General features: G+C 66.0%; 33 protein-coding genes, 2 tRNA genes and 1 pseudogene. 23 read left to right on the top strand and 13 right to left on the bottom strand.

Annotated elements, in window-relative coordinates; all coding sequences use genetic code 11:
• The first annotated feature begins 66 nt into the window (after positions 1-66).
• From H0X95_RS27225 to H0X95_RS27210, 4 genes are all read left to right on the top strand, one after another.
• Complete coding sequence (locus H0X95_RS27225; RefSeq protein ID WP_058901412.1) at positions 67-939, top strand: N-acetylmuramoyl-L-alanine amidase; 873 nt, start codon at positions 67-69, stop codon at positions 937-939.
• 92 nt (positions 940-1031) lie between these two features.
• Positions 1032-1727 carry a ribose-5-phosphate isomerase RpiA gene (gene rpiA / locus H0X95_RS27220; protein ID WP_048986587.1) on the top strand — a complete coding sequence of 232 codons (696 nt, stop codon included), beginning with the start codon at positions 1032-1034 and terminating at the stop codon, positions 1725-1727.
• A 282-nt stretch (positions 1728-2009) separates the two neighbouring features.
• Positions 2010-2726: a FadR/GntR family transcriptional regulator gene (locus H0X95_RS27215; RefSeq protein WP_006484155.1), complete on the top strand. Its 717-nt coding sequence runs from the start codon at positions 2010-2012 to the stop codon at positions 2724-2726.
• 104 nt (positions 2727-2830) lie between these two features.
• Positions 2831-3817, top strand: a complete 987-nt coding sequence (locus H0X95_RS27210) for a Gfo/Idh/MocA family protein (protein ID WP_125333190.1) — start codon at positions 2831-2833, stop codon at positions 3815-3817.
• Positions 3818-3868: 51 nt separating this feature from the next.
• Here H0X95_RS27210 and H0X95_RS27205 read toward each other — a convergent pair whose 3' ends face one another.
• From H0X95_RS27205 to H0X95_RS27175, 7 genes are all read right to left on the bottom strand, one after another.
• Positions 3869-4561: an amino acid ABC transporter permease gene (locus tag H0X95_RS27205; RefSeq protein WP_006484207.1), complete on the bottom strand. Its 693-nt coding sequence runs from the start codon at positions 4559-4561 to the stop codon at positions 3869-3871.
• A 122-nt stretch (positions 4562-4683) separates the two neighbouring features.
• A complete protein-coding gene (locus H0X95_RS27200; protein WP_006476115.1) occupies positions 4684-5478 on the bottom strand; it encodes a cystine ABC transporter substrate-binding protein in 795 nt (264 codons plus the stop codon).
• 98 nt (positions 5479-5576) lie between these two features.
• Positions 5577-6614: a quinone-dependent dihydroorotate dehydrogenase gene (locus H0X95_RS27195; RefSeq protein ID WP_012492588.1), complete on the bottom strand. Its 1038-nt coding sequence runs from the start codon at positions 6612-6614 to the stop codon at positions 5577-5579.
• Between the two features lie 98 nt (positions 6615-6712).
• A complete protein-coding gene (locus tag H0X95_RS27190) occupies positions 6713-7543 on the bottom strand; it encodes an arginyltransferase (RefSeq protein ID WP_006484143.1) in 831 nt (276 codons plus the stop codon).
• A gap of 33 nt (positions 7544-7576) precedes the next feature.
• Positions 7577-8341: a leucyl/phenylalanyl-tRNA--protein transferase gene (gene aat, locus H0X95_RS27185; RefSeq protein WP_006495309.1), complete on the bottom strand. Its 765-nt coding sequence runs from the start codon at positions 8339-8341 to the stop codon at positions 7577-7579.
• 11 nt (positions 8342-8352) lie between these two features.
• On the bottom strand, positions 8353-8898 hold the full coding sequence (locus H0X95_RS27180) for an NUDIX hydrolase (protein ID WP_006484214.1): 546 nt from the start codon (positions 8896-8898) through the stop codon (positions 8353-8355).
• A 174-nt stretch (positions 8899-9072) separates the two neighbouring features.
• Positions 9073-9149 (bottom strand) — tRNA-Met (locus tag H0X95_RS27175).
• 197 nt (positions 9150-9346) lie between these two features.
• Here H0X95_RS27175 and H0X95_RS27170 point away from each other — a divergent pair.
• Genes H0X95_RS27170 through H0X95_RS27160 form a run of 3 tightly spaced genes read left to right on the top strand, consistent with a single transcriptional unit; the run spans position 9347 to position 11372 of the window.
• Entirely contained in the window at positions 9347-9844 is a 498-nt protein-coding gene (locus H0X95_RS27170) for a heme-degrading domain-containing protein (protein ID WP_006484123.1), read from the top strand.
• 9 nt (positions 9845-9853) lie between these two features.
• Positions 9854-10186: a DMT family transporter gene (locus H0X95_RS27165; RefSeq protein WP_369718844.1), complete on the top strand. Its 333-nt coding sequence runs from the start codon at positions 9854-9856 to the stop codon at positions 10184-10186.
• A 31-nt stretch (positions 10187-10217) separates the two neighbouring features.
• A complete protein-coding gene (locus H0X95_RS27160) occupies positions 10218-11372 on the top strand; it encodes an enoyl-CoA hydratase/isomerase family protein (RefSeq protein WP_048986584.1) in 1155 nt (384 codons plus the stop codon).
• A gap of 132 nt (positions 11373-11504) precedes the next feature.
• On the opposite strand, the gene H0X95_RS27155 is transcribed toward H0X95_RS27160, so the two are convergent.
• Positions 11505-11933 (bottom strand): hypothetical protein, encoded by a 429-nt coding sequence (locus H0X95_RS27155; protein ID WP_006484223.1) that lies wholly within the window; start codon positions 11931-11933, stop codon positions 11505-11507.
• A gap of 341 nt (positions 11934-12274) precedes the next feature.
• On the opposite strand from H0X95_RS27155, the gene ssuD reads away from it, so the two are divergent.
• The 10 genes from ssuD (at position 12275) to H0X95_RS27105 (ending at position 18888) form a co-directional block, all read left to right on the top strand.
• The gene (gene ssuD, locus H0X95_RS27150) at positions 12275-13432 is read left to right on the top strand and encodes an FMNH2-dependent alkanesulfonate monooxygenase (protein WP_006495307.1); all 1158 of its coding nucleotides are present in this window, start codon (positions 12275-12277) and stop codon (positions 13430-13432) included.
• Between the two features lie 16 nt (positions 13433-13448).
• Positions 13449-14261, top strand: a complete 813-nt coding sequence (gene ssuC, locus H0X95_RS27145) for an aliphatic sulfonate ABC transporter permease SsuC (RefSeq protein ID WP_006484131.1) — start codon at positions 13449-13451, stop codon at positions 14259-14261.
• Positions 14258-15220 (top strand): ATP-binding cassette domain-containing protein, encoded by a 963-nt coding sequence (locus tag H0X95_RS27140; RefSeq protein WP_196446295.1) that lies wholly within the window; start codon positions 14258-14260, stop codon positions 15218-15220. Before ssuC ends, H0X95_RS27140 begins: the two co-directional genes overlap by 4 nt.
• 57 nt (positions 15221-15277) lie before the next feature.
• Positions 15278-15493 (top strand): TOBE domain-containing protein, encoded by a 216-nt coding sequence (locus tag H0X95_RS27135; protein ID WP_006476104.1) that lies wholly within the window; start codon positions 15278-15280, stop codon positions 15491-15493.
• 144 nt (positions 15494-15637) lie between these two features.
• Positions 15638-15835 carry a hypothetical protein gene (locus H0X95_RS27130; RefSeq protein ID WP_006484168.1) on the top strand — a complete coding sequence of 66 codons (198 nt, stop codon included), beginning with the start codon at positions 15638-15640 and terminating at the stop codon, positions 15833-15835.
• A 55-nt stretch (positions 15836-15890) separates the two neighbouring features.
• The gene (locus H0X95_RS27125; protein WP_006495306.1) at positions 15891-16136 is read left to right on the top strand and encodes a hypothetical protein; all 246 of its coding nucleotides are present in this window, start codon (positions 15891-15893) and stop codon (positions 16134-16136) included.
• A gap of 129 nt (positions 16137-16265) precedes the next feature.
• On the top strand, positions 16266-17252 hold the full coding sequence (gene dusA / locus H0X95_RS27120; RefSeq protein WP_006491499.1) for a tRNA dihydrouridine(20/20a) synthase DusA: 987 nt from the start codon (positions 16266-16268) through the stop codon (positions 17250-17252).
• A gap of 54 nt (positions 17253-17306) precedes the next feature.
• A tRNA-His gene (locus tag H0X95_RS27115) sits at positions 17307-17382 on the top strand.
• Positions 17383-17601: 219 nt separating this feature from the next.
• Positions 17602-17850, top strand: coding sequence for a DUF6566 family protein (locus H0X95_RS36330; protein WP_062910674.1), 249 nt, complete (start codon positions 17602-17604; stop codon positions 17848-17850).
• Between the two features lie 522 nt (positions 17851-18372).
• Entirely contained in the window at positions 18373-18888 is a 516-nt protein-coding gene (locus H0X95_RS27105) for a GNAT family N-acetyltransferase (RefSeq protein WP_196446294.1), read from the top strand.
• Between the two features lie 85 nt (positions 18889-18973).
• Here the strand turns inward: H0X95_RS27105 and H0X95_RS27100 are convergent, their stop codons facing one another.
• Complete coding sequence (locus H0X95_RS27100) at positions 18974-19438, bottom strand: plasmid fertility inhibition factor family protein (RefSeq protein ID WP_006484172.1); 465 nt, start codon at positions 19436-19438, stop codon at positions 18974-18976.
• 301 nt (positions 19439-19739) lie between these two features.
• On the opposite strand from H0X95_RS27100, the gene H0X95_RS27095 reads away from it, so the two are divergent.
• Positions 19740-20135 carry a hypothetical protein gene (locus H0X95_RS27095; RefSeq protein ID WP_006484118.1) on the top strand — a complete coding sequence of 132 codons (396 nt, stop codon included), beginning with the start codon at positions 19740-19742 and terminating at the stop codon, positions 20133-20135.
• 28 nt (positions 20136-20163) lie between these two features.
• On the opposite strand, the gene H0X95_RS27090 is transcribed toward H0X95_RS27095, so the two are convergent.
• Positions 20164-20514: a hypothetical protein gene (locus H0X95_RS27090; RefSeq protein WP_006484222.1), complete on the bottom strand. Its 351-nt coding sequence runs from the start codon at positions 20512-20514 to the stop codon at positions 20164-20166.
• Positions 20515-20918: 404 nt separating this feature from the next.
• Positions 20919-21662 (bottom strand): DUF695 domain-containing protein, encoded by a 744-nt coding sequence (locus H0X95_RS27085; protein ID WP_043204865.1) that lies wholly within the window; start codon positions 21660-21662, stop codon positions 20919-20921.
• 183 nt (positions 21663-21845) lie between these two features.
• On the opposite strand from H0X95_RS27085, the gene H0X95_RS27080 reads away from it, so the two are divergent.
• The 4 genes and pseudogenes from H0X95_RS27080 (at position 21846) to H0X95_RS27070 (ending at position 23315) form a co-directional block, all read left to right on the top strand.
• On the top strand, positions 21846-22154 hold the full coding sequence (locus tag H0X95_RS27080) for a hypothetical protein (RefSeq protein WP_006484174.1): 309 nt from the start codon (positions 21846-21848) through the stop codon (positions 22152-22154).
• 40 nt (positions 22155-22194) lie between these two features.
• Positions 22195-22443: a hypothetical protein gene (locus H0X95_RS36325; protein WP_006484170.1), complete on the top strand. Its 249-nt coding sequence runs from the start codon at positions 22195-22197 to the stop codon at positions 22441-22443.
• Positions 22444-22455: 12 nt separating this feature from the next.
• A pseudogene (locus H0X95_RS27075) lies at positions 22456-22681 on the top strand (hypothetical protein); the annotation flags it as partial.
• Between the two features lie 160 nt (positions 22682-22841).
• Positions 22842-23315, top strand: a complete 474-nt coding sequence (locus H0X95_RS27070) for a VOC family protein (protein WP_006484195.1) — start codon at positions 22842-22844, stop codon at positions 23313-23315.
• 77 nt (positions 23316-23392) lie between these two features.
• On the opposite strand, the gene H0X95_RS27065 is transcribed toward H0X95_RS27070, so the two are convergent.
• Positions 23393-24364 (bottom strand): GGDEF domain-containing protein, encoded by a 972-nt coding sequence (locus H0X95_RS27065; protein ID WP_006484192.1) that lies wholly within the window; start codon positions 24362-24364, stop codon positions 23393-23395.
• A 264-nt stretch (positions 24365-24628) separates the two neighbouring features.
• On the opposite strand from H0X95_RS27065, the gene H0X95_RS27060 reads away from it, so the two are divergent.
• Positions 24629-24847 carry a hypothetical protein gene (locus tag H0X95_RS27060; RefSeq protein ID WP_048986581.1) on the top strand — a complete coding sequence of 73 codons (219 nt, stop codon included), beginning with the start codon at positions 24629-24631 and terminating at the stop codon, positions 24845-24847.
• A 160-nt stretch (positions 24848-25007) separates the two neighbouring features.
• On the opposite strand, the gene H0X95_RS27055 is transcribed toward H0X95_RS27060, so the two are convergent.
• Positions 25008-25631, bottom strand: a complete 624-nt coding sequence (locus H0X95_RS27055) for a phospholipase D family nuclease (protein ID WP_034201824.1) — start codon at positions 25629-25631, stop codon at positions 25008-25010.
• Between the last annotated feature and the right edge of the window lie 321 nt (positions 25632-25952).

The following is a 25952-nucleotide window of genomic DNA, read 5'->3' as shown; positions in this document are numbered from 1 at the left end:
TCGAATGACCCGAACGACGCGTGCCGCGAAGCAAGGCGGCACGCGGTTCTCCGGAACCCGCGACCGATGACCCTGTTCCGCGTTGGCGTCTCCTGCACCGTGCTCGGCCTGCTGGCGGCCTGCACGTCGCCGTCGCTCGTCGAACGCGGCACCTACTACGCCGATACGAGCCTGCATGCGCGCGGCGCGGATTCGCGGATCCGCTTTCTCGTGATGCATTACACCGAAAGCGACGAGACGAAATCGCTGCGCACGCTGACCGGCGATTCGGTCAGCGTGCATTACGTCGTCCCGCCGCAGCCGCGCACCGAGCGCGGCATGCCCGTCGTCTACCAGCTCGTTCCGGAGGCGCAGCGTGCGTGGCACGCGGGCATCAGCGAGTGGCAGGGCACGACCGAGCTGAACGCGGTGTCGATCGGCATCGAGAACGTGAACCGCGGCCCGCTCGATCCGCAGCATCGCACCTGGCAGCCGTATTCGCCCGAACAGGTCGACGCGCTGACCCGCCTGGCGAAGGACATCGTCGCGCGCTACGGGATTGCGCCGACGCGCGTGGTCGGGCACAGCGACATCGCGCCGCAACGCAAGATCGATCCCGGCCCGCTGTTCCCATGGCATGCGCTCGCGCAAGCCGGCGTGGGCGCATGGCCGGACGACGCGACCGTCGCCGCGCGGCTCGGCGGCCGCGACCCGCATGCGCCGGTCGACGTGCGCGACCTGCAGCTCAAGCTCGCGCGCTACGGCTACGACGTGCCGACCGACGGCGTGCTCGACGCGCGCACGCGGCGCGTGTTCGCGGCGTTCCAGATGCATTTCCGGCCGTCCGATTACGCGGGCAATCCGGATGCCGAAAGCGACGCGATCGCGCAGGCGCTGCTCGACAAGTACTTCCCCGGCACGCAAGCGGCGGACCACGCGCCGGCGGCCAATACGCGCTGAATACGCGACGCCCCGCACGCCGAAAAACGCGGGGGCGTCCGCCGACTCCGGTAAACTGGCGGTTTTCCGCAATCCCGCAGCATTACCACGCCATGACTCAAGACGAACTCAAACGCCTCGTCGGCCAGGCCGCCGCCGATTACGTGATCCAGAACGTGCCGGAAGGCGCCGTGATCGGCGTCGGCACCGGCTCGACCGCCAACTGCTTCATCGACGCACTCGCCGCCGTCAAGTCGCGCTATCGCGGCGCCGTGTCGAGCTCGGTCGCCACGACCGAACGCCTGAAATCGCACGGCATCAAGGTGTTCGACCTGAACGAGATCGACGCGCTGCAGGTGTACGTCGACGGCGCCGACGAGATCGACGCCGGCGGCGCGATGATTAAGGGCGGCGGCGGCGCGCTCACGCGCGAGAAGATCGTCGCGTCGGTGGCCGATACGTTCGTCTGCATCGCGGACGGCAGCAAGCGCGTGCCGGTGCTCGGCGCGTTCCCGCTGCCGATCGAGGTCGTGCCGATGGCGCGTACGGCGATCGGCCGGCGCGTGACCGCGCTCGGCGGCGTGCCCGTGCTGCGCGTGACGAAGGACGGCGCACCGTACATTACCGACAACGGCAACGAGATCATCGACGTGAAGGGCTTGCAGATTGCCGATCCGCGCGGTTTCGAAGCGCAGGTGAACGCATGGCCGGGCGTCGTGACGGTCGGCCTGTTCGCCGAGCGCGGCGCGAATCTGTGCTTGCTCGGCACGGAAAACGGCGTTGAAACGATCGTTTATCCGGCTGCTTGAATCTGAATGAGAAGCAGTCCGTAATGGCGCGGTAGCGCCGTCATGGATTGAATGTTTAAATCTTGTGTAAACCGGGGTCCGGCAGGCGCGGCGCGCTTCCCGGGCCTTTTTTTTAGCCGTATAAATCTACCCCGTTCAAAAGAGGGATAACCCTGTCAGGTGTTTACCAGATAGCGAAATATCCTCGAACTCATCAACTTATAGATCATAAGAACAGAGTAGTAACCAGGGCCGGCGGAACTGCGGAGCAGGTGTTCGCAAATCGACGCACGGGGAGGTGTCATGGAGCAGGGCAAAGACCGGTCACTGGTCGCCAAAGTGATGGATGGGCTTGTCTCGGGTATCGTCGAAGACAAGTATGGCGGCATCTTGCCGCCGCAGGACGTGCTGTCGAAAGAGTTCGATGTGAGCCGCACGGTGATGCGGGAAGCGTTGTCGATGTTGCTTGCGCGCGACATGCTCGACGTGCGTCCGAAAGTCGGTACGCGCGTGCGGCCGATGCGCGACTGGCGGATGATCGACGAAGACGTCGTGAGCTGGCGCTTTCGGGCAAAGCCCGATCCGCAGTTCATGCGCGACGTCATCGAATTCCGGATGCTGATCGAACCACGTGCGACCGCGCAGGCGGCGGTGCGTGCGACGGCGGCCGATATCGCCGGCATTCGCGAAGCGTTCGACGCGTTCAAGGTGCTGCAGCCCGGCGACCCCGGCTACGACACGGCGGACGAGTTGCTGCACACGCGGATCGTCCAGGCGAGCGGCAACCAGTTCTTCCAGCAGATGGCGGCGATCGTGCGCGGGGCCGTGCGTCTCGTGAATCCGCGCGTCGTGCAGAAGGAAGGCGCGCACGACATCGCGGTGAAGGCGCATGCGCGCGTCGTCGATGCGATCGAGCGGCGCGACCCGCGCGAAGCCGAAGCGGCCTCGCTCGCGCTGATCGACTTCAGCGCGGACGAGATTTCGCGCGATTTCTCGGTCGACGTGCCGGTGCGTGCCTGACGCGGCGCGTGTCGTTGCTCATCCTGGTGCCGCCGGGCCGTTTATCATGACGTCCGGCCGGCAGCGTGCCGGCTACCGTCATACGACCGACACGGAAGATCAGGATGAACGACAACGACCATCGCCCGGTGCGCTTCGGCATCGTCGGTGCAGGCAGCATTGCGCGCCGCTTCGCGCAAAGCCTCGCGCACGTGCCGGGCGCCATGCTCGCCGGTGCCTGGGCCCGCCGCGCCGACGCAACGGCCGCCTTCTGCGAGACATACGGCGGCACGCCTGCCGCGAGCCTCGACGCGCTCCTCGCGAGCGATCTCGACGCCGTCTACATCGCGACGCTCCATGACAGTCACGCGCAGTACACGCTGGCCGCATTGGCCGCCGGCAAGGCCGTGCTGTGCGAGAAACCCGCGGCGCTGAACGCCGCGCAACTCGACACGGTGCTGCACGCGGCGCGCGATGCCGGGCTGCTCTTCATGGAGGCGATGAAGCCGCCGTTCTTCCCGCTGTACCGTCAGCTACGTGCGCATCTGCGCGACGATCCGATCGGCGAGATCCGGCTCGTGCGGGCGGGCTGCGCATCGTCGTCGGTGCCGGAGGATCATTCCGTCTATCGCCTCGATCGTGCGGGCGGCGCATTGCTCGATATCGGCATCTACGAGGCGTTCCTGGCCGTCGACTGGCTCGGCGCGGCGCGCGACGTGCAGACGCTCGGCCGCGTCGGCGCGACCGGCGTCGACCTGTTCGCGAGCCTGAACAGCGTGCATGCGAACGGCGGGATCGCGCAGCTCTTTTGCGGGCTCGACGTGATGGGGCGCGGCGACGCGCTGCTCGCGGCGGCGGGCGGTCACGTGACGATTCACGAGAAGTGGTGGAACCCCGCGCGTGCGACGATCCGCTACGCGGACGGGCGCACCGTCGAACTCGATGCGCCGGTCGAAGGCGGCGGGCTGAACTACGAAACCGCGCATTTCTGCGACCTGCTGCGCGCGGGCGAAACCGAAAGTCCGATCATGACGCACGATCATTCGCGGCAGATGATCGCGATGACCGATGCGGCGCGCGCCATGCTCGGCGTGCGCTATTCGGGCGAATAGGCGGGACGGAGAGGCCGGGCCCGCGAGCGCGGCCCGGCGCGACTGCGTGGTTCAGTGCCGCGACGGCAGCGACAGGCGCTTTTCGTACCAGCGCTGCACCCATTCGAGGATCTGGCACAGGATCCAGTACACGGCCGCGGCGGCGAGATAGAGCGGCAGTGGCTGATAGGTCGCCGCGATCACTTCCTGCGCGCTGCGCAGCAGTTCGGTCACGGTGATCACGGACACGAGCGACGTGTCCTTGATCAGGCTGATCAGGCTGTTGGACAGGCTCGGCACCGCGATGCGCAGCGCCTGCGGGCCGATCACGTAGCGCAGCGTCTGCCCCCACGACAGCCCGAGGCTGTACGCGGCGAGCCACTGGCCGCGCGCGATCCCGTTGATCGCGCCGCGCATGCTTTCCGACATGTACGCGGCGACGTTCGCGGACAGTGCGATGACGCCGGCCGGCGTCGGGTCGAGCGAGATGCCGAGGCTCGGCAGCCCGTAATAGATGACGAAGATCTGCACGAGCAGCGGCGTGCCGCGCATCAGGCTCACATACGCGCGAGCGAGCCACGCGAGCGCGTTGACCCAGATGCGTTCGAAGCCGTCGAGCGCCTCGCTTTGCCGGATGCCCATCATCGCGAGCACGACCGCGCCAAGCAGGCCGAACACCATCGACAGCACGGCGAACTTGACGGTCAGTACGGCACCCTGGGCGAGCACCGGCAGCGATTGGACGAGCAGGGACGTTGTCGACATGGAATACGAATCGAATGCGTGCGCGAAAGCGCAATCATAAACCGGACCAATAAAACAAAGGGCGGCATCGTTGCGGATGCCACCCTTTCCGGCCCGCCGTCAGGCGGGAAATGCAGGCGTGCTTACTTGATCGGTTTCGTCACGTCGATGCCGAACCACTTGTCCGAGATCTTCGTGAACGTGCCGTCGGCCTCGAGTTGCGCCATCGCGTCGTCGATCGCCTTCTGGAACTTCGGGTTGCCCTTCTTGAACGGGATGCCCGACGGGTTCGCCGAGCCGACGTTCGCGCCCGGGCGCAGCGGCAGCTGGGAATTCTTCGTCAGGTACGCGAGCATCAGGCGGTCGTTGAGCGCGGCGTCGAGGCGGCCGGCCGCGAGATCGCGCAGGTACTCGGGCGCGCCCGGGTACGTCTTCACGTCGATGCCCGGCACGGATTTCGCCATGTCCATGTAGTTCGTGCCGAGCGCGACGCCGAGCTTCTTGCCCTTCAGGTCTTCCAGCGACTTGAACTGACGCGTGTCGTCCTTGCGCTGGATCAGCTGCGCGGACGAGTACGTGTACGCCGGCGAGAAGTCGAGCGTTTCCTTGCGCTTGTCGGTGATGCCGACCTGGTTGGCGATCACGTCGAACTTGCCGGCCTGCAGGCCGGCGATGATGCCGCTCCATTCGGTCGTCACGAATTCGGCCTTCACGCCGAGCTTCGCCGCGACGGCCTTCGCGATGTCGACGTCGAAGCCGACGAGTTCGCCTTGCGGGCTCTTCGAGTTGAACGGCGGGAACGTGCCTTCGAGGCCGACCCGCAGCGTGCCGCGTTGTTTGACCTGGTCGAGGAGGTCGGCCGCGTGCGCGGTCGCCGCAGCGAACGACGTGCCGATCACGCCGGCCACCAGCAGCTTCTTCAGCAGCGAAAATTTCATCGTGTGTTCCTTGCCCTGTCGGGGTCAATGGTTTTGGTCATGCGTCGATGATAGCAAAAATGCTATCGATGACTAAATATAGTTTGCTTATGGCTATATTACGCGGTGCGTTCGCGGGCGATCGCCTTCACGCATTCCGACACGAGTGCCGGACCGCGATAGATGAAGCCGGTATAGAGCTGGACGAGCGCCGCGCCGGCCGCCAGCTTCGCGCGGGCGTCCTCGCCGGAGAAAATGCCGCCGACGCCGATGATCGGCACGTCGTTGCCGACTTCCGCGTGCAGCTTGCGGATCACTTCGTTCGACGCGTCGAACACCGGGCGGCCCGACAGGCCGCCGGCTTCGTCCGCATGCGGCAGGCCCTGGACGGCCGCGCGCGACAGCGTCGTATTGGTCGCGATGACCGCTTCGATCTTGTGGCGCAGCAGCGTGTCGCCGATTTCCTTGACCTGCTCGTCGTCGAGATCGGGCGCGATCTTCAGCGCGAGCGGCACGAGCTTGCCGTGCAGATCGGCGAGGCGCTGCTGCTTGTCCTTCAACGCGGCGAGCAGCGCGTCGAGCTCGCCCGCGCCCTGCAGCTGGCGCAGGTTCTTCGTGTTCGGCGACGAGATGTTGATCGTCACGTAGCTCGCGAACGGGTACACGCGCTCGAGGCAGTACAGGTAATCCTCGGCGGCGCGCTCGATCGGCGTGTCGGCGTTCTTGCCGATGTTCAGGCCGAGGATGCCGCGATAGCGGGCGGCCTGGACGTTCTTCACGAACTGGTCGACGCCGTGGTTGTTGAAGCCCATCCGGTTGATCAGCGCCTCGGCCTGCGGCAGCCGGAACATCCGCGGGCGCGGATTGCCGGGCTGCGGGCGCGGCGTGACGGTGCCGACCTCGATGAAGCCGAAGCCGAGCGCCGCGAGGCCGTCGATGGCTGCGCCATCCTTGTCGAGGCCGGCCGCGAGGCCGACCGGATTGCGGAACGTGAGCCCCATCACGGTGCGCGGCGCGTCGGGCACGCGGGCCGACAGCGCGCAGGCGAGGCCCGTGCGGCCGGCCGCGCCGAGCGCGCGCAGCGTAAGGTGGTGAGCGTCTTCCGCATCCATTTTGAACAGGGATGCGCGGGCCAGCGGGTAGAGGGAACTGAACACGGGAATTGGGCGGACGGCCGGAATGAATGACAACCCGCTATTTTACCGGGAGTTGCGCGGCACGGGCGCGCTTCGCTTCGTAGCCGCCGCGGCGTGCATCAGCCCGAGCCGGAATGCCCACCCGGCAACGGCGCGCGCGCCAGCGCCGCGTCGACGGGCGGCAGGTCGACACGCTCCGGATCGAGCGTCTTCCAGCGGCCGTCGATCAGCCCTTCGAGCGGATGGAAGTTCGCCTTGTAGGCCATCTTCGGGCTCTCGCGGATCCAGTAGCCGAGGTACACGTAGGGCAGCCCGAGGCTCTTCGCCTGTTCGATCTGCCACAGGATGTTGTAGGTGCCGTAGCTCGTGTGCCGGTCGTCGGGCTCGAAGAACGTATAGACCGACGACAGCCCGTCGCCGAGGATGTCGATCATGCTGACCATCCGGAGCTTGCCGGGTTCGCCGCCCGGTGCGTCGAGGTCGCGGAATTCGACGAGGCGCGAGTTGATCCGGCTTTGCAGCAGGAACTGTTCGTACTGGTCGCGGCTGTCGCGGTCCATGCCGCCGCCCGCGTGGCGCGCGGACTGGTAGCGCATGTAGAGCGCGTAGTGCTCTTCGTCGTAGTGCAGCGGCGAGACCGTCGCCACCAGCGCGCGGTGCCGCTTCCACATCCTGCGCTGCGTGCGCGTCGGCGCGAACTCGCCGACCGGCACGCGCACCGGCACGCATGCGCGGCAGCCGTCGCAGTACGGGCGGTACGTGAAGACGCCCGAACGGCGGAAGCCGGCCTTCACGAGCTCGGTGTAGATGTCGGAATTGATCAGGTGGCTCGGCGTCGCGACTTGCGAGCGCGCGATGCGGCCGTCCAGATAGCTGCACGGATAGGGCGCCGTTGCATAGAATTGCAGCGCCGAAAGCGGTGAAAGCGGCAGCTCAGTCGGGTGAGTCATGGGCAGCTCTCGATGCAGGGAAGGAGTGCCGCGCTAGCGCTCGGTCCCGGAGGGCGCCGCCGTTTCGGCGGGGCTCGTCAGCGCGGCGAGCACGCGCTTGTCGAACTGCCACGGAATCGGCGGTTCGGCTACCGCGCTGCGCACGTGAGCGACAAAGGCCTTGCGTGCGATCTCGCGGCCGCCGAGCGACGCTAGATGCGACGTATTCTGCTGGCAGTCTATCATCTCCAGCCCCTGCTCGCGAAGGTGCGCGACGAGCGTGGCCAGCGCGATTTTCGACGCATCGGTCACGTCCGCATACATCGACTCGCCGAAGAACATCCGGCCGAACGACACGCCGTACAGGCCGCCGACGCGGCGCCCGTCGTGCCACGTCTCGATGCTGTGCGCGTTGCCGGAGCGGTAGAGCGACGTATAGGCGTCGATGATCTCGGCGGTGATCCAGGTGCCGCGCTGCCCGCGGCGCGGCGCTTGCGCGCAGGCGCGCATCACGCCGGGAAAGTCGTGATCGACGCGCACTTCCCAGCCCGGCTCGCGCAGCACGCGCTTCAGCGTCTTGCGCAGCGACGGCGATACCTTGAATTCGGCCGGCACGAGGATCATGCGCGGGTCGGGGCTCCACCACAGCACCGGCTGGCCGTCCGAGTACCACGGGAAGATGCCGCGCAGGTAGGCGTCGATGAGCCGCGACGGCAGCAGGTCGGCGCTCGCGGCGAGCAGCCCGGGCGCGCCGGTCGCGGGACCGAGCGCGCGTTCGATGGACGGAAACGGATCGTCCGGGCCGAGCCAGGGAACCATGGGAGCGGGGCTCAGCCGTTGCGCAGCGAGCGGAAGATATCGCCGGTGTGCACGCCGTAGTCGCCGGCGGCGCGATCGGCGAAGAAGAAGCGCAGCGTCTGGCTGACGGTCGGGAACGCGATCTCGTCCCACGGGATGTCGGCTTCGTCGAACAGTTTCACTTCGAGGCTTTCCTCGCCGGCTTCGAAGGCCGGGTCGGTGAGCCGTGCGAGGTAGAACAGGTGGACCTGGTGCACGTGCGGCACGTTGAGCAGCGTGAACAGGTTCTGCACCTCGACGCGCGCGCCGGCTTCCTCGAGCGTTTCGCGCGCGGCGGCTTCCGCCGTCGTTTCGCCCATTTCCATGAAGCCCGCCGGCAGCGTCCAGAATCCGTAGCGCGGTTCGATCGCGCGGCGGCACAGCAGGATCTGGTCGCCCCAGACCGGCACCGTGCCGACGACGTTGCGCGGATTCTGATAATGGATCGTGCCGCAGTGATCGCAGACGAAGCGCTCGCGGTTGTCGCCCGGAGGAATGCGCGCGAGGACTTCGTGACCGCAGACGGAGCAGAATTTCATGTCGAGTGGAAGGGACGAGGTGATGCGAGTGTATCACCGGGCCGCGGCATTCTCGAACGCCTGCGCGTGGAGCGGCACGTCGTGCGAAATGGCGAGTGCGCGAGCGGCGCGCCCGGACGCACGAAAACAAAAAGCCCGGCGCGAGGCCGGGCTTTTTGCGAAATTCTGGACGGTTGGTTGCGGGGGTAGGATTTGAACCTACGACCTTCGGGTTATGAGCCCGACGAGCTGCCAGACTGCTCCACCCCGCGTCCGTCGAAGAAATGAATTATATGGGGTTGCCCGGAGGTGCGCAAGTGTTTTCTGACAATCCCGTGGCGGGCGCTTGTGGGGCCGGTACGTGGGGGCACGTGCGCTAGAATCGAGCGGTTTGTGTCGTCATTCCGGCAGCGGCCCTGCGCGATCGCATCGGCGCCGTTGCGACTCTCATTACTGCATCGACGGATTCATGGACATCGCTCACGATCTGCAATCGATCGGCGCGCAGGAACAGGCGCTCGTGTTTCCCCATTTCGACCCGGCCCGCGCGTGGGCGCTCGGCAACCGGATGCATGCGCTCGCGACGTCGCGCGGCCATGCGATCGCGATCGACATCGCCACGTTCGGCCAGCCGCTGTTCTATGCGGCGCTCGCCGGTGCGACCCCCGACAACGCCGACTGGGTGCGCCGCAAGCGCAACGTCGTCGCGCATTTCCGTCGCAGTTCGTACGCGATCGGCCTGCGCATGCAGCAGGCCGGCGCGACGCTCGCGGACAAGCACGGGCTGCCGGTCGCCGAGTATGCGTCGCACGGCGGTTCGTTTCCGCTGACCGTCGCCGGCGCCGGCGTGATCGGCTCGATCACCGCGTCCGGGCTGCCGCAGCGCGCGGACCACGAGTTCGTCGTCGAGGCGCTGTGCGCGGAGCTCGGTCACGACTACGCGGTACTGGCCCTCGCAAGGAGCTGAGCGATGCAACTGCCCGGTTACGCATGGCTCGCGATCGCGATCGTCGCGGAAGTGATCGGCACGTCCGCGCTGCGCGCGGCGGACGGCTTCACGCGCTTCTGGCCGTCGGTGCTCGTCGTCGCGGGTTACGGCGTTGCGTTCTACTGCTTGTCGCTCACGTTGCGCACGATGCCGGTCGGCATCATCTATGCAGTCTGGTCGGGCGCCGGCATCGTGCTGATCACACTCGTCGCGATGCTGCTCTATCGCCAGGTGCCGGACGTGCCGGCGGTGATCGGCCTCGGGCTGATCATCGCCGGCGTCGTGGTGCTGAACCTGTTCTCGAAGATGCAGGCGCACTGAGCGTGCGACTGCCGTTTGCCGGACGACTTTCATGACCGATTCCACTTCCGCCGCCGTTTCCGCCGAATCCGCCCAGCCCGACGTGCGCGCGTATGTCGCGAACCGCATCGGCTTTCTCGAACTGAACCGGCCGAAGGCGCTGAACGCGCTGTCGGTCGGCATGATCCGGCTGATGCAGCAGGCGCTCGACGCGTGGCGCGACGACCCCGACGTCGTCGCCGTCGTCGTGCACAGCCCGCATCCGCGCGCGTTCTGCGCGGGCGGCGACGTGCGCTTCTTCCACGACGCGTGGCAGCGCGGCGACCGCGATGCGGTCGATACGTTCTTCATCGAGGAATACACGCTGAACCATGCGATCTTCACGTATCCGAAGCCGTACATCGCGCTGATGCACGGTGTCGTGATGGGCGGCGGCATGGGGATTTCGCAGGCGGCGCGGCATACCGGCGGCCTGCGCGTCGTGACCGACTCGACGAAGATGGCGATGCCCGAAACACGCATCGGCCTGTTCCCGGACGTCGGGATGAGCTGGTTTCTCGCGCGCACGCCCGGCGCGATCGGCCGCTATCTCGCGGTGACCGGCGCGACGCTCGACGCGGCCGGCGCGCTGTACGCACAACTTGCCGACGTCTATCTGCCCGATGCCGCGCTGCCGGCACTGCTCGATACGCTGCGCGGCGCGCGCATCGACAGCGGTGCGCAGGCCGTCGCGTGCGTGGCCGAGGCGGCCGCCGCGCACAAGGTCGTGCCGACGCCCGACACGTCGGCGCTCGCCGATGCGCGCGCCGGAATCGATCGGCATTTCGCGCAGCCGGACATCAACGCGATCCTCGCATCGCTCGACGCCGAGCAGGATTGCGCGGCGGTCGACGGGTGGGTCGAGAAGGCGACCCACGCGATGCGCGAGCAACTGTCGCCGCTGTCGATGGCCGTGTCGCTCGAAGTCGTCGAACGCGCGCGTGGCGCGACGATGGCCGATTGCCTGCGGCGCGATCTCGATCTCACGCGCTCGACGTTTGCGCGCGGCGACGTGATCGAAGGCGTGCGCGCGCTGATCGTCGACAAGGATCACCAGCCGGTGTGGCGTTTCAAGTCGGCCGCCGACGTCGATCGCGCCGACGTGCTTGCGATGTTCGACAGCCCGTGGACGCCCGACACGCATCCGCTGCGCAAGCTGCAGGACTGACGCCGCTCAGCCCGACCGCGCGGCCGATCGACGCGCGACGCAGAAACGAAAAGGCCGCGTGCACATGCACGCGGCCTTTTTGCAGGGATGTCGGCCGGGCCGACCCCGAAGGGTGTGTCGCCCGCGTCGGCGTTACTCGTCGCCCGCGTCGTCCGACATGAACGCGCGCATGAACACGAGCGCGCCGAAGCCCCACACCGCATTCGCCGCGAAGCCGGCCGCGAGTACCGGCATCATGTTGCCCGACGGCCAGATGCCGCGCAGCGGATCGATCGCGAACACGCGGGCGGCCGTCAGCACGATACCGCCGAACACGAGCGCGCCGATCCACGATGCTTCGCGTTCCGGCGACACGCGCAACAACCACGCCATCGGAATCGCGCAGCACGCGCTGATCAGCGCATTCGCGACAAATTCAGGAATGCCGAGCGGCGCGAACGGCTGTGTCGAGAAGCCGGTTGCGGCGATCAGGTCGGCCGTGTGGAGGAGGGCGAGCGTGGCCTCGCGGAAGAACAGTGCGGCCAGGAAGCCGGACAGGAAGGGCAGGATGACTTTCTGCATCGATGAGTGCACCGCAGGCGCGCACGGCCGAAGCCGTATGCGCGGAGTTATTCGGATAGGTGCGCCATTATAGGGCCCGGCCGCGGCGATATTCGCTCCAGCGTCGTGCTAATCACGAAAGCGGAAAACCTAAGCTCAAAAAAATCGTTCCAAAGCCCTGTACCGATCCCTAGACTGATTCCTCAGAAACAGCCGTGCGATCGCGTCCTCGCCCGCTGCACGGCCTGACCGGCGAGCCATCCCGATTCGAATGCACACCATGCATGCGTCGCTCCTCCGCGACGCGAGCAGGGCGACGTTTTTTTCAAATTTCGGCAGTGACAGTCAAGCAGGAGCAGCAGATGAATGTGTTCTGGTTTATTCCCACGCATGGCGACAGCCGCTATCTCGGCACGGCCGAAGGCGCGCGCGCCGCGGACTACGATTATTTCAAGCAGGTCGCCGTGGCGGCGGACACGCTAGGCTACGACGGCGTGCTGCTGCCGACCGGCCGTTCCTGCGAGGATGCGTGGGTCGTCGCATCGAGCCTGATTCCGGCGACGCAGCGCCTGAAGTTCCTGGTCGCGGTGCGCCCCGGCATCGCTTCGCCGGGGCTGGCCGCGCGGATGGCCGCGACGTTCGACCGCCTGTCGGGCGGCCGCCTGCTGATCAACGTCGTCACGGGCGGCGATGCAGCCGAGCTCGAAGGCGACGGCCTCTTTGCCGATCACGACACGCGCTACGAGATCACCGACGATTTCCTGAACATCTGGCGCGGGCTGCTCGCCGCATCGCACGACAACGACGGGTTCGACTACATCGGCAAGCACCTGCAGTCGAAGGGCGGCAAGGCGCTTTATCCGCCCGTGCAGCATCCGCATCCGCCGCTGTGGTTCGGCGGTTCGTCGCCGGCCGCCCACGCGATCGCCGCCGATCACATCGATACCTACCTGACCTGGGGCGAGCCGCCCGAGGCCGTCGCGAAGAAGATCGCCGACATTCGCGCTCGTGCCGACGCGCGCGGCCGCAAGATCAAGTTCGGCATCCGCCTGCACGTGATCGTGCGTGAGACCGAGGACGAGGCATGGCGTGACGCCGAGCGGCTGATCAGCCGGCTCGACGACGACACGATCGCGCGTGCGCAGAAGGCGTTCGCGAACATGGATTCGGAAGGCCAGCGCCGGATGGCCGCGCTGCACGGCGGCAAGCGCGGCGGCCGCGAGGCGCTCGAGGTCTATCCGAACCTGTGGGCCGGCGTGGGGCTCGTGCGCGGCGGCGCCGGCACGGCGCTCGTCGGCAATCCCGAGCAGGTCGCGGAACGCATGCGCGAATACGCGGATCTCGGCATCGAAACGTTCATCCTGTCCGGCTATCCGCACCTCGAGGAGTCGTATCGCTTCGCGGAACTCGTGTTCCCGCTGATCAAGGGCAAGGGCGTCGAGAAGGCGGCCGGTCCGCTGTCGGGGCCGTTCGGCGAGATCGTCGGCAACAACTATCTGCCGAAGACGAGCCAGAGCTGAGCGACGGAGGCCTGCGATGACAACGAAACCGTCGACGACCGGCGTCGCCGTGGCCGCCCGCGCATGGCGCGGCGTCGCGCCGTGGCTCGTGCCGCTCGTGTTGCTGGTGGTGTGGGAGGTCGGTGCGCGCACCGGCTGGCTGTCGACCCGCGTGTTGCCCGAGCCGGTGGCGGTCGTGCGCGCGGCCTGGTCGCTCGTGACGTCGGGCGAAATGTGGGCAAACGTGAAAGTGAGCACGTGGCGTGCGCTGTTCGGCTTCGCGATCGGCGGTGGCGTCGGCCTGGCGCTGGGGCTCGCGACCGGGCTGTCGAAGGCTGCCGAGGTCGCGCTCGACTCGACGATCCAGATGATCCGCAACATCCCGGCGCTCGCAATGATCCCGCTCGTGATCCTGTGGTTCGGCATCGACGAGAAGGCGAAGCTGTTCCTCGTCGCGCTCGGCGTGTTCTTCCCCGTCTACATCAATACGTATCACGGGATCCGCTCGGTCGACGCGAACCTGATCGAGATGGCGAAGAGCTACGGCGTGCGCGGCTTCGCGCTGTACCGCGACGTGATTCTGCCTGGCGCGTTGCCGTCGATCCTCGTCGGCGTGCGCTTCGCGCTCGGGCTGATGTGGGTGATGCTGATCGTCGCGGAAACGATCTCCGCGCAGTCGGGCATCGGCTACATGACGATGAACGCGCGTGAATTCCTGCAAACCGACGTGGTGGTGGTCGGCATCCTGCTGTACGCGGTGCTCGGCAAGCTGGCCGACGTGCTGGCGAAATGGCTCGAGCGCGTGACGCTGCGCTGGCACCCCGCCTATCAATCAGGAGCAAAAGCATGAATGCGACGACTTCGGCGGCCGCCTACGGCCCGCTCGCCGGCGCAGACCTCGAGGCCGAACTGGCGCAGGCCCGCGTCGCGGACGGCGACGCGCGCGACGTGGCGATCCTCGAACGTGACGGCAGCGCATCGGTCGTGCCGCTTGCGCGGCGGCGCGCGGGCGGCAGCCCTGCACCCGACGACGCGGTCACGCTGTCGGGCGTCAGCAAGCGCTTCGGCGCCCGCACGGTGCTCGACGACGTCGAACTCGGCATCGCGCGCGGCAGCTTCGTCGCGATCGTCGGCCGCAGCGGCTGCGGGAAATCGACGCTGCTGCGTCTCGTCGCGGGACTCGAGCAACCGAGCAGCGGCACGCTGGTGACGCGCGGCGAGGGCGGCGGCGCGCTCGATACGCGGATCATGTACCAGGATGCGCGCCTGCTGCCGTGGAAGACCGTGCTGCAGAACGTGATGCTGGGCCTCGGCCGCGGCGCGCGCGACCAGGCCCGCGCGGTGCTCGACGAAGTCGGGCTGCTGGAGCGCGCGAACGACTGGCCCGCGCAACTGTCGGGCGGGCAGCGGCAGCGCGTCGCCCTCGCTCGCGCGCTCGTGCACCGGCCGCAACTGCTGCTGCTCGACGAGCCGCTCGGCGCGCTGGACGCGCTTACCCGCATCGAAATGCATGCGCTGATCGAGCGCCTGTGGCGCGAGCATCGGTTCACCGCGCTGCTCGTCACGCACGACGTGCAGGAGGCCGTTGCGCTCGGCGACCGCATCCTGTTGATCGAGCAGGGGCGGGTGGCGCTCGACCAGTCGGTGCCGCTCGACCGGCCGCGTGCCCGCGCGTCGGCCGCATTCGCGGCGCTGGAGGACCGCGTGCTGAAACGCGTGCTCGCCGGCGGCCCCGGCGCGGCCGATCACGACGCCGAGCATCAAGCAGACAAGGTTCGACCGGTCGGGCAGATCCGCTGGGCCGTTTAATTCCGGGCGGCCCCGGCCGCCCGTTCTGAGACTTTTTTCTTCGGAGCGATCATCCCGATGAGCATCACTGCAATCAACGTACGTAACCAGTTCAAGGGCAAGGTCAAGGAGATCATTCGCGGGTCCGTGGTCTCCGAAGTCGACGTCGAGACGCCGTTCGGCATCGTCACGTCGGTGATCACCACCCGTTCGGTGGACGAACTCGAACTGAAGGTCGGCGCCGAAGTCGTCGCGCTCGTGAAGTCGACGGAAGTCTCGATCGCACGCCTCTGAGCGCATGTGCCGCGCACCCGTGCGGCGTCGGCGGGCAGCGTGCCTGCCGGCGCCGCATTGGCGTTCGCGCCGCGCGTTTGCCTCGGTATTCGACTTCCTGACGAAGTGCTAGGATGGAACGACACCGATGCCGGAGGCCAACGCATGACCCCCATCCTTTCCCCCGAAGCCATCGAGGCGCTGAAATGGATCGACCAGTTCGGCGACAGCCGGCCGGTTCCTGCCGCGTTCGATGACGTCGTCTATGCGTTGCTGAATGACGGGCTGATCTATCAGGCGACGGCTGACCGGGTCGACCTGACGGCCGATGGCCGGTCGTTTTTGTCCGACGAATACGATTGAGCGCGCGGCGCCGGCCGCGCGGGCGGCTTGGCGCGGCGTCGCCACGGAGCGTGCGATGGAACCGAGAGGCAGCGACCTCGGCGATTTCAGCGAGCCGTACCGCGGCTTCGAGATCGAGGTGAAAACCGAGCAGGTCTGGGACGGCGAGCACGCGCACTATCGCGTGCTGCAGGGCGATGCCGTGCGGATCGACTGGCGGCGGGTCAAGGTCGACGGGATGCTGCTCACCGAACGGCGCGTGATCGAGCGCGTGTTCGACGAGGCGCGCCGGGCGGTCGATGCGGAGCTCGGCGGCGGGTAGCGCGCGTGTCGGGCGGGCATCGCCGGTATTGCGGTAAAATATCGGGTTGTTTCCGTGCCGTCTGGCCTGTACCCGAATTCCATGTCCGTTCCGTCCTCGCTTCCTCCCCGCCGTGTATCCGTCGCGCCGATGCTCGACTGGACCGACCGCCATTGCCGGTCGTTTCACCGCACGCTGACGCGCAATACGTGGCTGTATACGGAGATGATCACGACGGGCGCGCTGCTGTTCGGCGATGCCCAGCGGCATCTTGCGTTCACGCCGAGCGAATCGCCGATCGCGCTGCAACTGGGCGGCAGCGAGCGGGACGATCTCGCGCGCGCCGCAAAGCTCGGCGAGCAGTGGGGCTACGACGAAATCAACCTGAACTGCGGGTGCCCGTCCGAGCGCGTGCAGCGCGGTGCGTTCGGTGCATGCCTGATGAACGAGCCGCAACTCGTGGCCGACTGCGTGAAGGCGATGCGCGATGCGGTGGCGGTGCCGGTGACGGTCAAGCACCGGATCGGGGTCGATGCGGTCGAGGACTACGCGTTCGTGCGCGACTTCGTCGGCACGGTGGCCGAGGCCGGTTGCGAAACGTTCGTCGTGCATGCGCGCAACGCGATCCTGAAGGGACTGTCGCCGAAGGAGAATCGCGAGATCCCGCCGCTCAAGTACGACTATGCGTATCGGTTGAAGCGCGATTTTCCGTCGCTGGAGATCGTGATCAACGGTGGTATCACGACGCTCGATGAAGTCGCGCAGCATCTCGAGCACGTCGACGGCGTGATGCTCGGCCGCGAGGCGTATCACAACCCGTACGTGCTGGCGGAAGTCGATGCGCGCTTCTACGGATCCACCGCAGCGGTACCGACGCGCGAAGAGGCTGAAGCGCAACTGATCGCGTATTGCGCGGCCGAGCTGAAGCGTGGCACCTACCTCGGTGCGATCGTGCGACACGCGCTCGGGCTGTATCGCGGCATGCCGGGCGCGCGTGGCTGGCGTCGCGTGCTGTCCGACAACAAGAAGCTGGCGCGCGGCGATCTGGCCGTGTTCGACGAGGCGCGCGCGCATCTGAACGAAGCCGAAGAAATTTTTGAAAAAAAGGCTTTGCAAGATTCAAAAGTGTTCGTATAATCTTGTTCTTCGCTGCTGAAACAAAACAGCGAAACGAAGCAAGCAGTATCAGTGGTGGCTGTAGCTCAGTTGGTAGAGTCCAGGATTGTGATTCCTGTCGTCGTGGGTTCGAGTCCCATCAGCCACCCCAACAAATTCAAGCAAAAAGCCCGGTTCGTTGAGCCGGGCTTTTTGCTTTCTGGCGTTCGGATACAGCCAATGTGTGTCTTGGTCACGGCGTCTTTAACGAAGTAGCATCCCGTATTCAACGAATCGACCACGATGCCATTTCGGCCTCGTTCTCCAAAAGAACGATTGCGTAAAGCGCGCTTGCGCGGCAGCAACATCAGGCGCATGTGAGGGGCACCGTATGCACAAAAGAATCGAATGCCATCGCGATGTATTCGACGGTTACGAAATCATCGTCGAGTCCGTGCAGCCGGCACCCGGCAGCACGTGGATGGCGAACGTGCGGGTCCGCAAAGACGGAATCGAATCGCCCCGGCGATATGACTTCGATACCGAATATGAGACCTCGGACGAGGCGACGCGGGCAGGTATCGAAATCGGGCGCGCGATCGTGCAATCGTTGCGCAACGCGCAACGGGGTATCGACTGACGGCACCGCTTGTCCGGCATCGCCGACGTGGATGACGGCGAGGGCGACGCCCCGGGCCTGCTTCGTATCGTGTTCCCGTGTCGTTGCGCCAACAACGTTCACGCCACTTTGCCTGCGACGCTAGCTTTCCCCTCTAAGGTTCCCGCGCGCCGTGCCGTTATCTTTCCTGGACAGCCCTCGTGCCTCGAATGCTGATCCGTTTTCTTGCCTGCTCGCGCCACACGCGAGCAGGCTTTTTTCGTTTACGGCCACTCATAACCAGCTGATTGGCGGAATAGGACAGGGGCTCGGCGCAAACCGACAAAGCGCAACAGTCTTACATGCGTGTAATGTGTGACCTTCCTCGTGCCCTCATGCTTTGCAGGGCCGTTCGATCCCGATGACCGATGACGGTGTCGGGATTTTTTTTGCCCGCAGTGCCGGTGCCCCGACAACGAACCCGGCGAAAGGCATTTCACAAAGCACGGTATATTTTGCGACGACGCATGCCGATCAAGCGAACAGCAGAAGGAGTTGCTACCGATGCCGGACACACGGACCACACTGCGCGCCGCGACGCCGCACGACGCGAATCACATCGCTCGCCTGCATACGCTGAGCTGGCAAATCGCCTATAGCCACATCCTTCCGGCCAGCTATCTGTCCGACGAGGTACCGACGGAGCACGCGGTCCGATGGCGCAAGTATCTCGACCGCAACGAGAACGAGTGGGGCCTCGTGCTGATTGCCGAGGCGAACGGCGAGCCCGTCGGCTTCGTCAGTGCCGAGCGCCCCGTCGATCCGGCGCGTGGCGTGTTGCTCGATTGCCTGCACGTCCATCCTGCGCATCACGGCGGCGGCACGGGCAAGCGCATGATCGAAGCCGTTCGCGCGTGGGCCCGGTCGATCGGCGTGGACAAGGTCCATCTGCAGGTGCTGGACGGCAACGTGCGTGCGATCGGATTCTACGAGCACAACGGCTGGCAATGGATCGATGTCGAAACGAGTCGCATCGGCCAGACGGAAGTCACCGACCGGATTTACGCGATCCAGGCGTGAGGCTTGTCGGCGTCGACGCGAGCGGCCGCGCGCGAGTGCAAGCGCGCTTGGCCACGATGCATTCACATCGGGCGACAGCCTGGCGTCATTCGCCGCAATACCGCACAAGCAAATCGGCTTCGGTCTCGTGGATTTCGACGGGCAAGGTGGTCGCACCGGCATACGCGAGATAGCGCGCACGATGCTGGCCGTTACGGAACGATGCGACGCCGACTTTCGACAGGCCGGGAAGGCCGAGCAACGTTCGTGTTCTCGTCTCGCGAAACGTGATGAATGGCATGTCCGGAATCCGGTCCCGGTCCGGATCGAGAAATTCGCGAATGCCCGCGGCTTTTCCGGGCGCCCAGTACTGAACCGATGGCAGCACATAGTCCGTGGTGTCGCGGTCGGCGCAGGCCAGCAGCTTCTTCAGGTCGATCGTCACGACCCGATGCCGCGAGTCGTCGGACGCGAATACCCGCTTGAGGTGCGTATAGGCATAGGGCGCGTGCCCGGGAAGCTGGACGATCCAGACATCTACGCCGCTTTGTCGTGCGTGAGCGAGCGTCATTATTTCCTCTGGTGGCGCAAGCGGTCTTTGTGATCCGAGTTTAGCAGCGCGATTGCGGCTGCGGAGCAGGTCGATACCGGAAACAGGAAAACGGAGCGCTTGACGACTCAACCGGCACGGCAAAAAAGCATCTGGGCGGCCATACGTGGATGGTCCATATCGACAGGTCGCGAGAATATCGCGATACTGCCAGCGAAAATGATGCGCTGCGCGAAATTCACGCAAGCTTCACATTGTGTCGCAAAGCACGTGACGCGCCGGGCATCATCGAAATCGAGAGGGCAGATTGAGCGGAGAAGCCATGTCGTCGAAACTCGAGATCGAATATCTCGATTACCGTTTCACCGCAACGCTCGACATCACGGAGTCCGGCCGTGTCGCCGTCGTCGACCGGCAACTCGAATCCGAGGAGCGAAACAAGACGCTCGGGTGGATCGTGTTCGATCGGTTCCTGGCGCGAAATGATTTCACGGATGAGGAAGACGCGCGCGCCAATATCGTCGAGTGGCTGGAGCGGCTTGCCGATCCCGGGCCCGTCGCATCGACCGGAATTGCGAAGGCGAGCGCGGTGGCAACCGGCGTGGTGACCGCAGATGTGTCGACAGCCGCAATGGTCGGCGACGCCGCCATTGAAATCGTCAGCAATCTCGACTGGATCGATATGGTTGCCGACTGGTTTTCCACTGGTTCGCTGTAGCGAAGAAATCGCGTTTTCGTGACGCAGATCATTGTAGGCGCGAAATTCCGCACGAAAAAAGTGAGGCGAAAATCATCGCGCATAAAAAAATAGAATAATCCTGCTTTGACAATACCCGAGACTTACCGGAAACTGCGCCCCGGGCTGAAAATTCCACTTGAATTAAAACAAAATAAAACACCGAAATGAAAAAACGAACGCTGTCGACGCCGGCGCAATGACGACTGTTGCCGGCCTGACAGGTTGTACTCCGATGCGGTACGACAGCGGCAGCTGCGAAGAAGCTGTCGGCTGGTTCCTCGTCGGCGAAGCCGGCAAGCCGCGCGCGGCGCTTGAATCGTGACGATATTCGCCGGTACGCGCGCATGCCGGTCGCCATCACATTGTTACTAAAGGGTGAGTTGCCGCACAGACCGTCGCACGGCCCGCGATCACAATTTGACCGGTTGACCGTTCTTCCCCGGCCCGGTCAACCATTTCCCCGCTCGCTCGCGCAGGAGCGGGGGCTTTTTGCCCCCCGACGCCGGAAGGTTGCGTCGGCGGAACCGGACAGGCGTCCGGCGGGCGGCGCAACGGCACTCGTTCGCACCCCGACATCCGTTCGCCTGATCCGTACGCATCGCTTTCCTCGTGCCTGAGCGAACCCTCAGGCCCATCGCCGGTTTTTGCCGGCGATGCCTTGATCCCGGCGGCGCGCAACCACGCTGCCGGGATGTTTTTTGCGTCAGATGGCGTGTGACGTCACATTACGTCACATCACGCGCCGCGGGCATGGCGCTCCGCTCAGCCCGCCTGTTCGACGCTGGTTTCCCATCCGTCGTAGTCCCCGCCGAGTGCGCGCACCTCGCGATTGAGCGCGATCGTGTGGCGCGTGATGTCGGCGAGCGTCATCGTGCCTTCGTGCGAAAACCGTACCGCCGACTTGCCGTCTTCGGTCGGCGCGACCGATTCGACCGGATAGCCTTTCGCTTCGGCCCAGTCCGCGAACTGATGCGCGTCGCTCGGGTCGGGGAAATACGCCCAGTGCATCACGCGCCGGCTCACGTCGGGCACGTCGCCTTGCTGCCGCAGCGCATCCAGCGTGCGCATGTCGCGCATGATCTGCCAGTCGTCGTCGGTCGGGTAGAGCGTCTGCCAGTAGGTCGTCTTGTCGGGATCGTCCTGATGCGCGTACTGAAGCGCATAGGCCGTCTGGTCGGCCAGCGAGTCGACGATCTCCGCGGCGGCCTCTTCGTCGAACGGTACGTAGAACAGAAAATCCCGGTTGCCGTCGACGGTGATGCGGCCGACCTGCACGCCGCCTTTCGCGGTGATCGCGGCGTCGAGCAGATCCTCGATCTTCGCGAGATCGGCGAATTCGTCGCCGGTCGGCAAACCTTCGGGCGACGGATGCGCAAAGGGGACGCGCACGCTGAGCAGCGACGTGCGCGGATCGCCTTCGGCGATTTCCGCGAAGCCGTGGTTGAAGCTGATGAAAGCCTGATGGTCGCCCATTCTGGCAGGGAAGGTTCCCCAGGCGTCGCTCATGTGTTTCTCCCGTACACGATTGTCTGTTGACGGTTGCAAAGCGTCCCAATGTATCATCGAAAATCGCGTCGGCCGGCGCAGCGCACATGATCGCAGGCCGTGCTGGCTGCGCAGGCGGGATCCGGGCCGTTCACAGTCGGCCGGATGCATGCGACGAGCCGCAAAAATTCAAAGGAGAGGCCGATGTCGACGTTTGCGGTGAATGGTGTCCGAATCGATCCGCTCAGCGCGCGCGTGACGCACGTGCGCTGGGCGGCCGTGAACCCGGCCGATCGCTCGTGGGCGTCGACGCCCAGCGAGGCTCCGGTGGCCGACGTGGCGCGCGCGCTCGCGTCCGGTAACGATGTCCGCGCGATCTTCTCGGCAACGGATGCCACCGCAACCGGGCCCAGGCTGAAACGCGTGCTGTATCGCGATGCATCGGAAGGCATCGAACTCGACATCGATGCCACGAGCGAGTCGCGCACGTTGCGCGATCTGCCGCAGATCTGACTGCGGGCCGGTATCCAGAACGCATCATGCGAGCGCGCTCATGACCCTGTCCAGATCCGCCATCGTCCCGCTGGCCGTCGCGCTGTGTCTGGCGCTTGCCGCCTGCCAGACCGCATCCGGGCCTGCGCCCGTGCAACCGTCACCCGAGACCGCGTCGGCGACCGTTCCTGCATCGTCTCCGCCGGCCGCGCCGATTCGCGGCATCGGCGTCGCGCCTCATCTGGCGGGGCAGAGCCATTGGGCGATGGGCCAATGCACGACCAACGGTACCGTCAAGGTATGCAACTGACCGGCGTCGGTGCCGTGGCGCGACGTCACGGCATTCCGGGTCGTCAGCGTCGCCGGTAATCATTACATCGGCTACCAATTCTCCGCGCATTCGTCGCGCGTGAAGGTGCCGGGCGGGCGTGATGCTGCCGATCGCCGGGTTTGCCGATCTTCCGCTCGATGCGGTGGCCGAGTTGCTGGAGGTGTGCCGCCGTCGATTCGGCCAGCCGGGCGAGCCGGCCGATCGAACGGGCCGATGACGCCTGACGCGGCGTCCTGTGCTCCCGTCCGTCAAGCAAGCAAAAAAATCCTGGGCGCCGTGTCGATTTCCGTCGGCGTCGTCCGTCGTAGCATCGGAGGCGTGCGCATCGCGCGTCCGTCCCGATTTTCGATACGACAACCGACTGAAGGAGCGACACCATGCCCACGTCCGTCAAGCCGATCCCGGAAGGGATGCGCACGCTGACCCCGCATCTGATCTGTGCGGGCGCCACCGCAGCGATCGATTTCTACAAGCGCGCATTCAATGCGACCGAACAGTTTCGCCTCGCGATGCCAGACGGCCGGCTCGCGCATGCGTGCCTCGCGATTGGCGATTCGACGCTGATGCTGGTGGATGAAATGCCCGAGCACGGTGCGCTGGGGCCGAAGGCGCTGAAAGGCACGCCGGTCTGCCTGCATCTGTACGTGCCGGACACCGATGCGGCGATCGCGAAGGCGGTCGCGGCCGGCGCGACGGTGACGATGCCGGCCGCCGACATGTTCTGGGGCGATCGTTACGGGCAGGTCGAGGATCCGTTCGGGCATCGCTGGTCGCTGGCGACGCATCAGCGCGATCTGACACCCGAGCAGATCGCGGACGCGATGGCCAGCGCGCCGCCCTGCGGCAGTTGAACCGACGTCTTGGCACGACCGCGGAGAAGCGGCCGCGCGGCGGTTTGATCCCGTCGCGCCTGCCGACTCGTCCGCGGTTACGCGCCGGCCGCCTTGTCGCGCTGCTTGTGCTCGTACATCCGGCGATCGGCTGATGCGAGCAGGTCCGCGACGGTGAGATGGCGTGCGGGATCGTACGCAACGTGCCCGACGCTGAAGCGGATCGCGTAGCCGCGTGCGTCGGCTGCGTTGCGCTGCGCGAGCGCCTGCGTCACGCGTTCGACGGGCTCGGTGACATCAGCCGGATCGGTGGCGCTCAACAGCACGACGAACTCGTCGCCGCCGAGCCGGGCGATGACGTCGCTGTCGCGCAGCGCGCCCGTCAACGTGTCGGCGAACGCCTTGAGCGCGCGATCGCCTTCGGCGTGGCCGAAGCGGTCGTTGATCGCCTTGAAACCATTCAGGTCGAAGAACAGCAGCACGGCGTGACGGCCGACGCGATCGCACAGGCGCAGCACGTGGCGGGCGAGAATCTCGAAGCCGCGCCGGTTCGTGAGCTGCGTGAGCTCGTCGGTCGTCGCGAAATGCAGCGCGGCGATCTCGCGCTCGGTCATGTGGGCGAGATCGCCGAGGAGGGCGAGTTCGTCGGGTTCGAGCGAGCGGGGCCGCGTATCGATCAGGCACAGCGTGCCGATGGGCGCGCCGTTCGGTGCGGTGAGCGGCCGGCCGGCGTAGAAGCGGATGCCGGGCGCGCCGGTGACGAGCGGGTTGTCGTGGAAGCGATCGTCGTTCAGTGCATCCTGGATCACCATCGTATCGCCCGCGAGCAGCGCGTGCGCGCAGAACGACACGTCGCGCGGCGTCTGCGTGGCGTCGAGGCCCGCACGACTCTTGAACCACTGGCGATTCTCGTCGACGAGACTGACGAGGGCGATCGGGACATCGAACAGTCGTCGCGCGAGGCGCGTCAGACGATCGAAGCGCTCTTCGGGCGGGGTATCGAGGATCGAGAGCGAATGAAGCGTATCGAGCCGGGTCGCCTCGTCGGCCGGTTTCGGTGCGATTTGCATGGGCCTTGTCTCTTGTCCCGGCCGTCGGGCCGGTCATGGGTCGTCCGTCGAACAGTATCGCGCATTCCGCGATGCATCGCCACGCTGCAAACCGTGGCGGTGGCGATCGGGTTCGTGAGGCGCAGGGAAGATGCGGCAAGAAGCGGGTGTCATCGGCCCGTGTTGCGTCGCGATGCGCGATCGGACCGGCGATACCTCAAGCTTGCGCGTCGCGCTGCCGTAAACAGGACGAGTCCAATCGTTCGTCATCTCCCATCGCACACCATGGTTCGAATCCTGTACGCGGGCTATCTCGCGTTTGCACTGTATCTCCTTTACCCGTTGGTGCAGAACACGCTGACGTTCAGTACCGATTGCGTGCGCAGTGCGCTGCCGATGGGCGACCATGGTCTCGCGGCGAATTCGGCAAGCAGTGCGGACGGGCACGCGAATCGCTGTGTGCCGGGCGCGCACGTCGGCATCGCGACCAGGCGGGGTGCCTGACATCCTTCGAACGCGGCGGTGTCGCGCGGGACGGGCGTTTCGCGAGGCGGCAGGCTGGCCATTGGGCCGAATTGAACATCGCGCCGCGCTCGGCGATCATCCGCAATACGGTAGCGTGCATGCGAGCGGTCGAGCGTCGGGCGAACGTGCGTGTCGTGCGTCAGTAGCTGGAGCGGTACGGCGTGCCCTGGTCGAAGCGGCTTTGCCAGTGCGTGAGGTAGCGCGATGCGAGTTGCGGATTGTTCCAGACCACGACGACGTTCTCGGAATTGCGGCTGGCCGCCGACGCGCTGTAGTTGAACGACCCCGTTTCGACGTGCTCGGCGTCGATCACGAGGTACTTGTCGTGATGGATCGCATAGGCGTCGATCGTGCGCGTCGGGATGCCCGCGTTGACGAGCAGGTTCAGTGCCTGCTTGCTGCTCTTCGCGCGATTGCCCTTGTCGTCGACCACCACCGCGACGTTGACGCCGCGGCGCTTGGCGGCAAGCAGCGCGCGCGTGACGGGCGGCGACGTGAACGAGTAGGCGGCGACCCGGATCGAGCTGCGCGCCGCCCCGATCGCTTTCAGCACGAGCGCCTCGGCGCCGCCGTCGGGCGAGAAGGCCGATTCGACGACCTGGGTCGCGGGGGCTTCGTGAGTGGGGGCCGGCAGCCATCGCGACACGAGATCGATCGCTTGCTGGAGCAGCGATTCGCTTTGCGTCTTGCCGAAGGCGGCGAAGGGTGTGGCGAGCAGGGAAGCGGCGAGACAGGCGGCAGCGAGGCGATTGCGCGACAACATCTTGGACAGCGAATAATTTCGAGACAGCGGGCCGAGAGTGTAACGCACGCGTGGCGGCCCGGTCACGTGCGGATGCGAAGCGACGGTCCGCGCGATGATCGGCAGGGGTGGAGAGGGTGATGCGAAGTTGCGTTGTGCAGTCCGTGCGTGCGCGCGGGGCGATCAATTAACGGATACGGAACAGGGCTGGCGATGGCGTGCGATTGCGCTTGCCGTTGCCGCTCACTCGCGTGCGAGCAACGCGCGCCCGCTCGGTCGGGCCCGGACGCCTTGCGGCCTGTGGCCCAAGTGTATGTCCGGCGGACGCATCAATTAGACAGG

Origin of the sequence: Burkholderia sp. 9779_493 (genome assembly GCF_015712215.1) — a bacterium.
Classification (GTDB): Bacteria; Pseudomonadota; Gammaproteobacteria; order Burkholderiales; family Burkholderiaceae; genus Burkholderia; species Burkholderia cenocepacia.
The sequence above is the reverse complement of the archived record's forward strand: the minus strand, read 5'-3'. Positions and strand labels throughout refer to the sequence as shown.

What these genes read in the sequence shown, in the direction of transcription:
- H0X95_RS27105 (WP_196446294.1), top strand. Translation starts at nt 18,373, where the DNA reads ATGCCGGACACACGGACCACACTGCGCGCCGCGACGCCGCACGACGCG.
- H0X95_RS27060 (WP_048986581.1), top strand. Translation starts at nt 24,629, where the DNA reads ATGGTTCGAATCCTGTACGCGGGCTATCTCGCGTTTGCACTGTATCTC.
- H0X95_RS27200 (WP_006476115.1), bottom strand. Translation starts at nt 5,478, where the DNA reads ATGAAATTTTCGCTGCTGAAGAAGCTGCTGGTGGCCGGCGTGATCGGC.
- H0X95_RS27095 (WP_006484118.1), top strand. Translation starts at nt 19,740, where the DNA reads ATGTCGTCGAAACTCGAGATCGAATATCTCGATTACCGTTTCACCGCA.
- H0X95_RS27215 (WP_006484155.1), top strand. Translation starts at nt 2,010, where the DNA reads ATGGAGCAGGGCAAAGACCGGTCACTGGTCGCCAAAGTGATGGATGGG.
- H0X95_RS27140 (WP_196446295.1), top strand. Translation starts at nt 14,258, where the DNA reads ATGAATGCGACGACTTCGGCGGCCGCCTACGGCCCGCTCGCCGGCGCA.
- H0X95_RS27130 (WP_006484168.1), top strand. Translation starts at nt 15,638, where the DNA reads ATGACCCCCATCCTTTCCCCCGAAGCCATCGAGGCGCTGAAATGGATC.
- H0X95_RS27080 (WP_006484174.1), top strand. Translation starts at nt 21,846, where the DNA reads ATGTCGACGTTTGCGGTGAATGGTGTCCGAATCGATCCGCTCAGCGCG.
- dusA (WP_006491499.1), top strand. Translation starts at nt 16,266, where the DNA reads ATGCTCGACTGGACCGACCGCCATTGCCGGTCGTTTCACCGCACGCTG.
- rpiA (WP_048986587.1), top strand. Translation starts at nt 1,032, where the DNA reads ATGACTCAAGACGAACTCAAACGCCTCGTCGGCCAGGCCGCCGCCGAT.
- ssuC (WP_006484131.1), top strand. Translation starts at nt 13,449, where the DNA reads ATGACAACGAAACCGTCGACGACCGGCGTCGCCGTGGCCGCCCGCGCA.
- H0X95_RS27160 (WP_048986584.1), top strand. Translation starts at nt 10,218, where the DNA reads ATGACCGATTCCACTTCCGCCGCCGTTTCCGCCGAATCCGCCCAGCCC.
- H0X95_RS27100 (WP_006484172.1), bottom strand. Translation starts at nt 19,438, where the DNA reads ATGACGCTCGCTCACGCACGACAAAGCGGCGTAGATGTCTGGATCGTC.
- H0X95_RS27055 (WP_034201824.1), bottom strand. Translation starts at nt 25,631, where the DNA reads ATGTTGTCGCGCAATCGCCTCGCTGCCGCCTGTCTCGCCGCTTCCCTG.
- H0X95_RS27090 (WP_006484222.1), bottom strand. Translation starts at nt 20,514, where the DNA reads ATGGCGACCGGCATGCGCGCGTACCGGCGAATATCGTCACGATTCAAG.
- aat (WP_006495309.1), bottom strand. Translation starts at nt 8,341, where the DNA reads ATGGTTCCCTGGCTCGGCCCGGACGATCCGTTTCCGTCCATCGAACGC.
- H0X95_RS36325 (WP_006484170.1), top strand. Translation starts at nt 22,195, where the DNA reads ATGACCCTGTCCAGATCCGCCATCGTCCCGCTGGCCGTCGCGCTGTGT.
- H0X95_RS27085 (WP_043204865.1), bottom strand. Translation starts at nt 21,662, where the DNA reads ATGAGCGACGCCTGGGGAACCTTCCCTGCCAGAATGGGCGACCATCAG.
- H0X95_RS36330 (WP_062910674.1), top strand. Translation starts at nt 17,602, where the DNA reads ATGCACAAAAGAATCGAATGCCATCGCGATGTATTCGACGGTTACGAA.
- H0X95_RS27125 (WP_006495306.1), top strand. Translation starts at nt 15,891, where the DNA reads ATGGAACCGAGAGGCAGCGACCTCGGCGATTTCAGCGAGCCGTACCGC.
- H0X95_RS27170 (WP_006484123.1), top strand. Translation starts at nt 9,347, where the DNA reads ATGGACATCGCTCACGATCTGCAATCGATCGGCGCGCAGGAACAGGCG.
- H0X95_RS27225 (WP_058901412.1), top strand. Translation starts at nt 67, where the DNA reads ATGACCCTGTTCCGCGTTGGCGTCTCCTGCACCGTGCTCGGCCTGCTG.
- H0X95_RS27190 (WP_006484143.1), bottom strand. Translation starts at nt 7,543, where the DNA reads ATGACTCACCCGACTGAGCTGCCGCTTTCACCGCTTTCGGCGCTGCAA.
- H0X95_RS27155 (WP_006484223.1), bottom strand. Translation starts at nt 11,933, where the DNA reads ATGCAGAAAGTCATCCTGCCCTTCCTGTCCGGCTTCCTGGCCGCACTG.
- ssuD (WP_006495307.1), top strand. Translation starts at nt 12,275, where the DNA reads ATGAATGTGTTCTGGTTTATTCCCACGCATGGCGACAGCCGCTATCTC.
- H0X95_RS27135 (WP_006476104.1), top strand. Translation starts at nt 15,278, where the DNA reads ATGAGCATCACTGCAATCAACGTACGTAACCAGTTCAAGGGCAAGGTC.
- H0X95_RS27180 (WP_006484214.1), bottom strand. Translation starts at nt 8,898, where the DNA reads ATGAAATTCTGCTCCGTCTGCGGTCACGAAGTCCTCGCGCGCATTCCT.
- H0X95_RS27210 (WP_125333190.1), top strand. Translation starts at nt 2,831, where the DNA reads ATGAACGACAACGACCATCGCCCGGTGCGCTTCGGCATCGTCGGTGCA.
- H0X95_RS27070 (WP_006484195.1), top strand. Translation starts at nt 22,842, where the DNA reads ATGCCCACGTCCGTCAAGCCGATCCCGGAAGGGATGCGCACGCTGACC.
- H0X95_RS27065 (WP_006484192.1), bottom strand. Translation starts at nt 24,364, where the DNA reads ATGCAAATCGCACCGAAACCGGCCGACGAGGCGACCCGGCTCGATACG.
- H0X95_RS27205 (WP_006484207.1), bottom strand. Translation starts at nt 4,561, where the DNA reads ATGTCGACAACGTCCCTGCTCGTCCAATCGCTGCCGGTGCTCGCCCAG.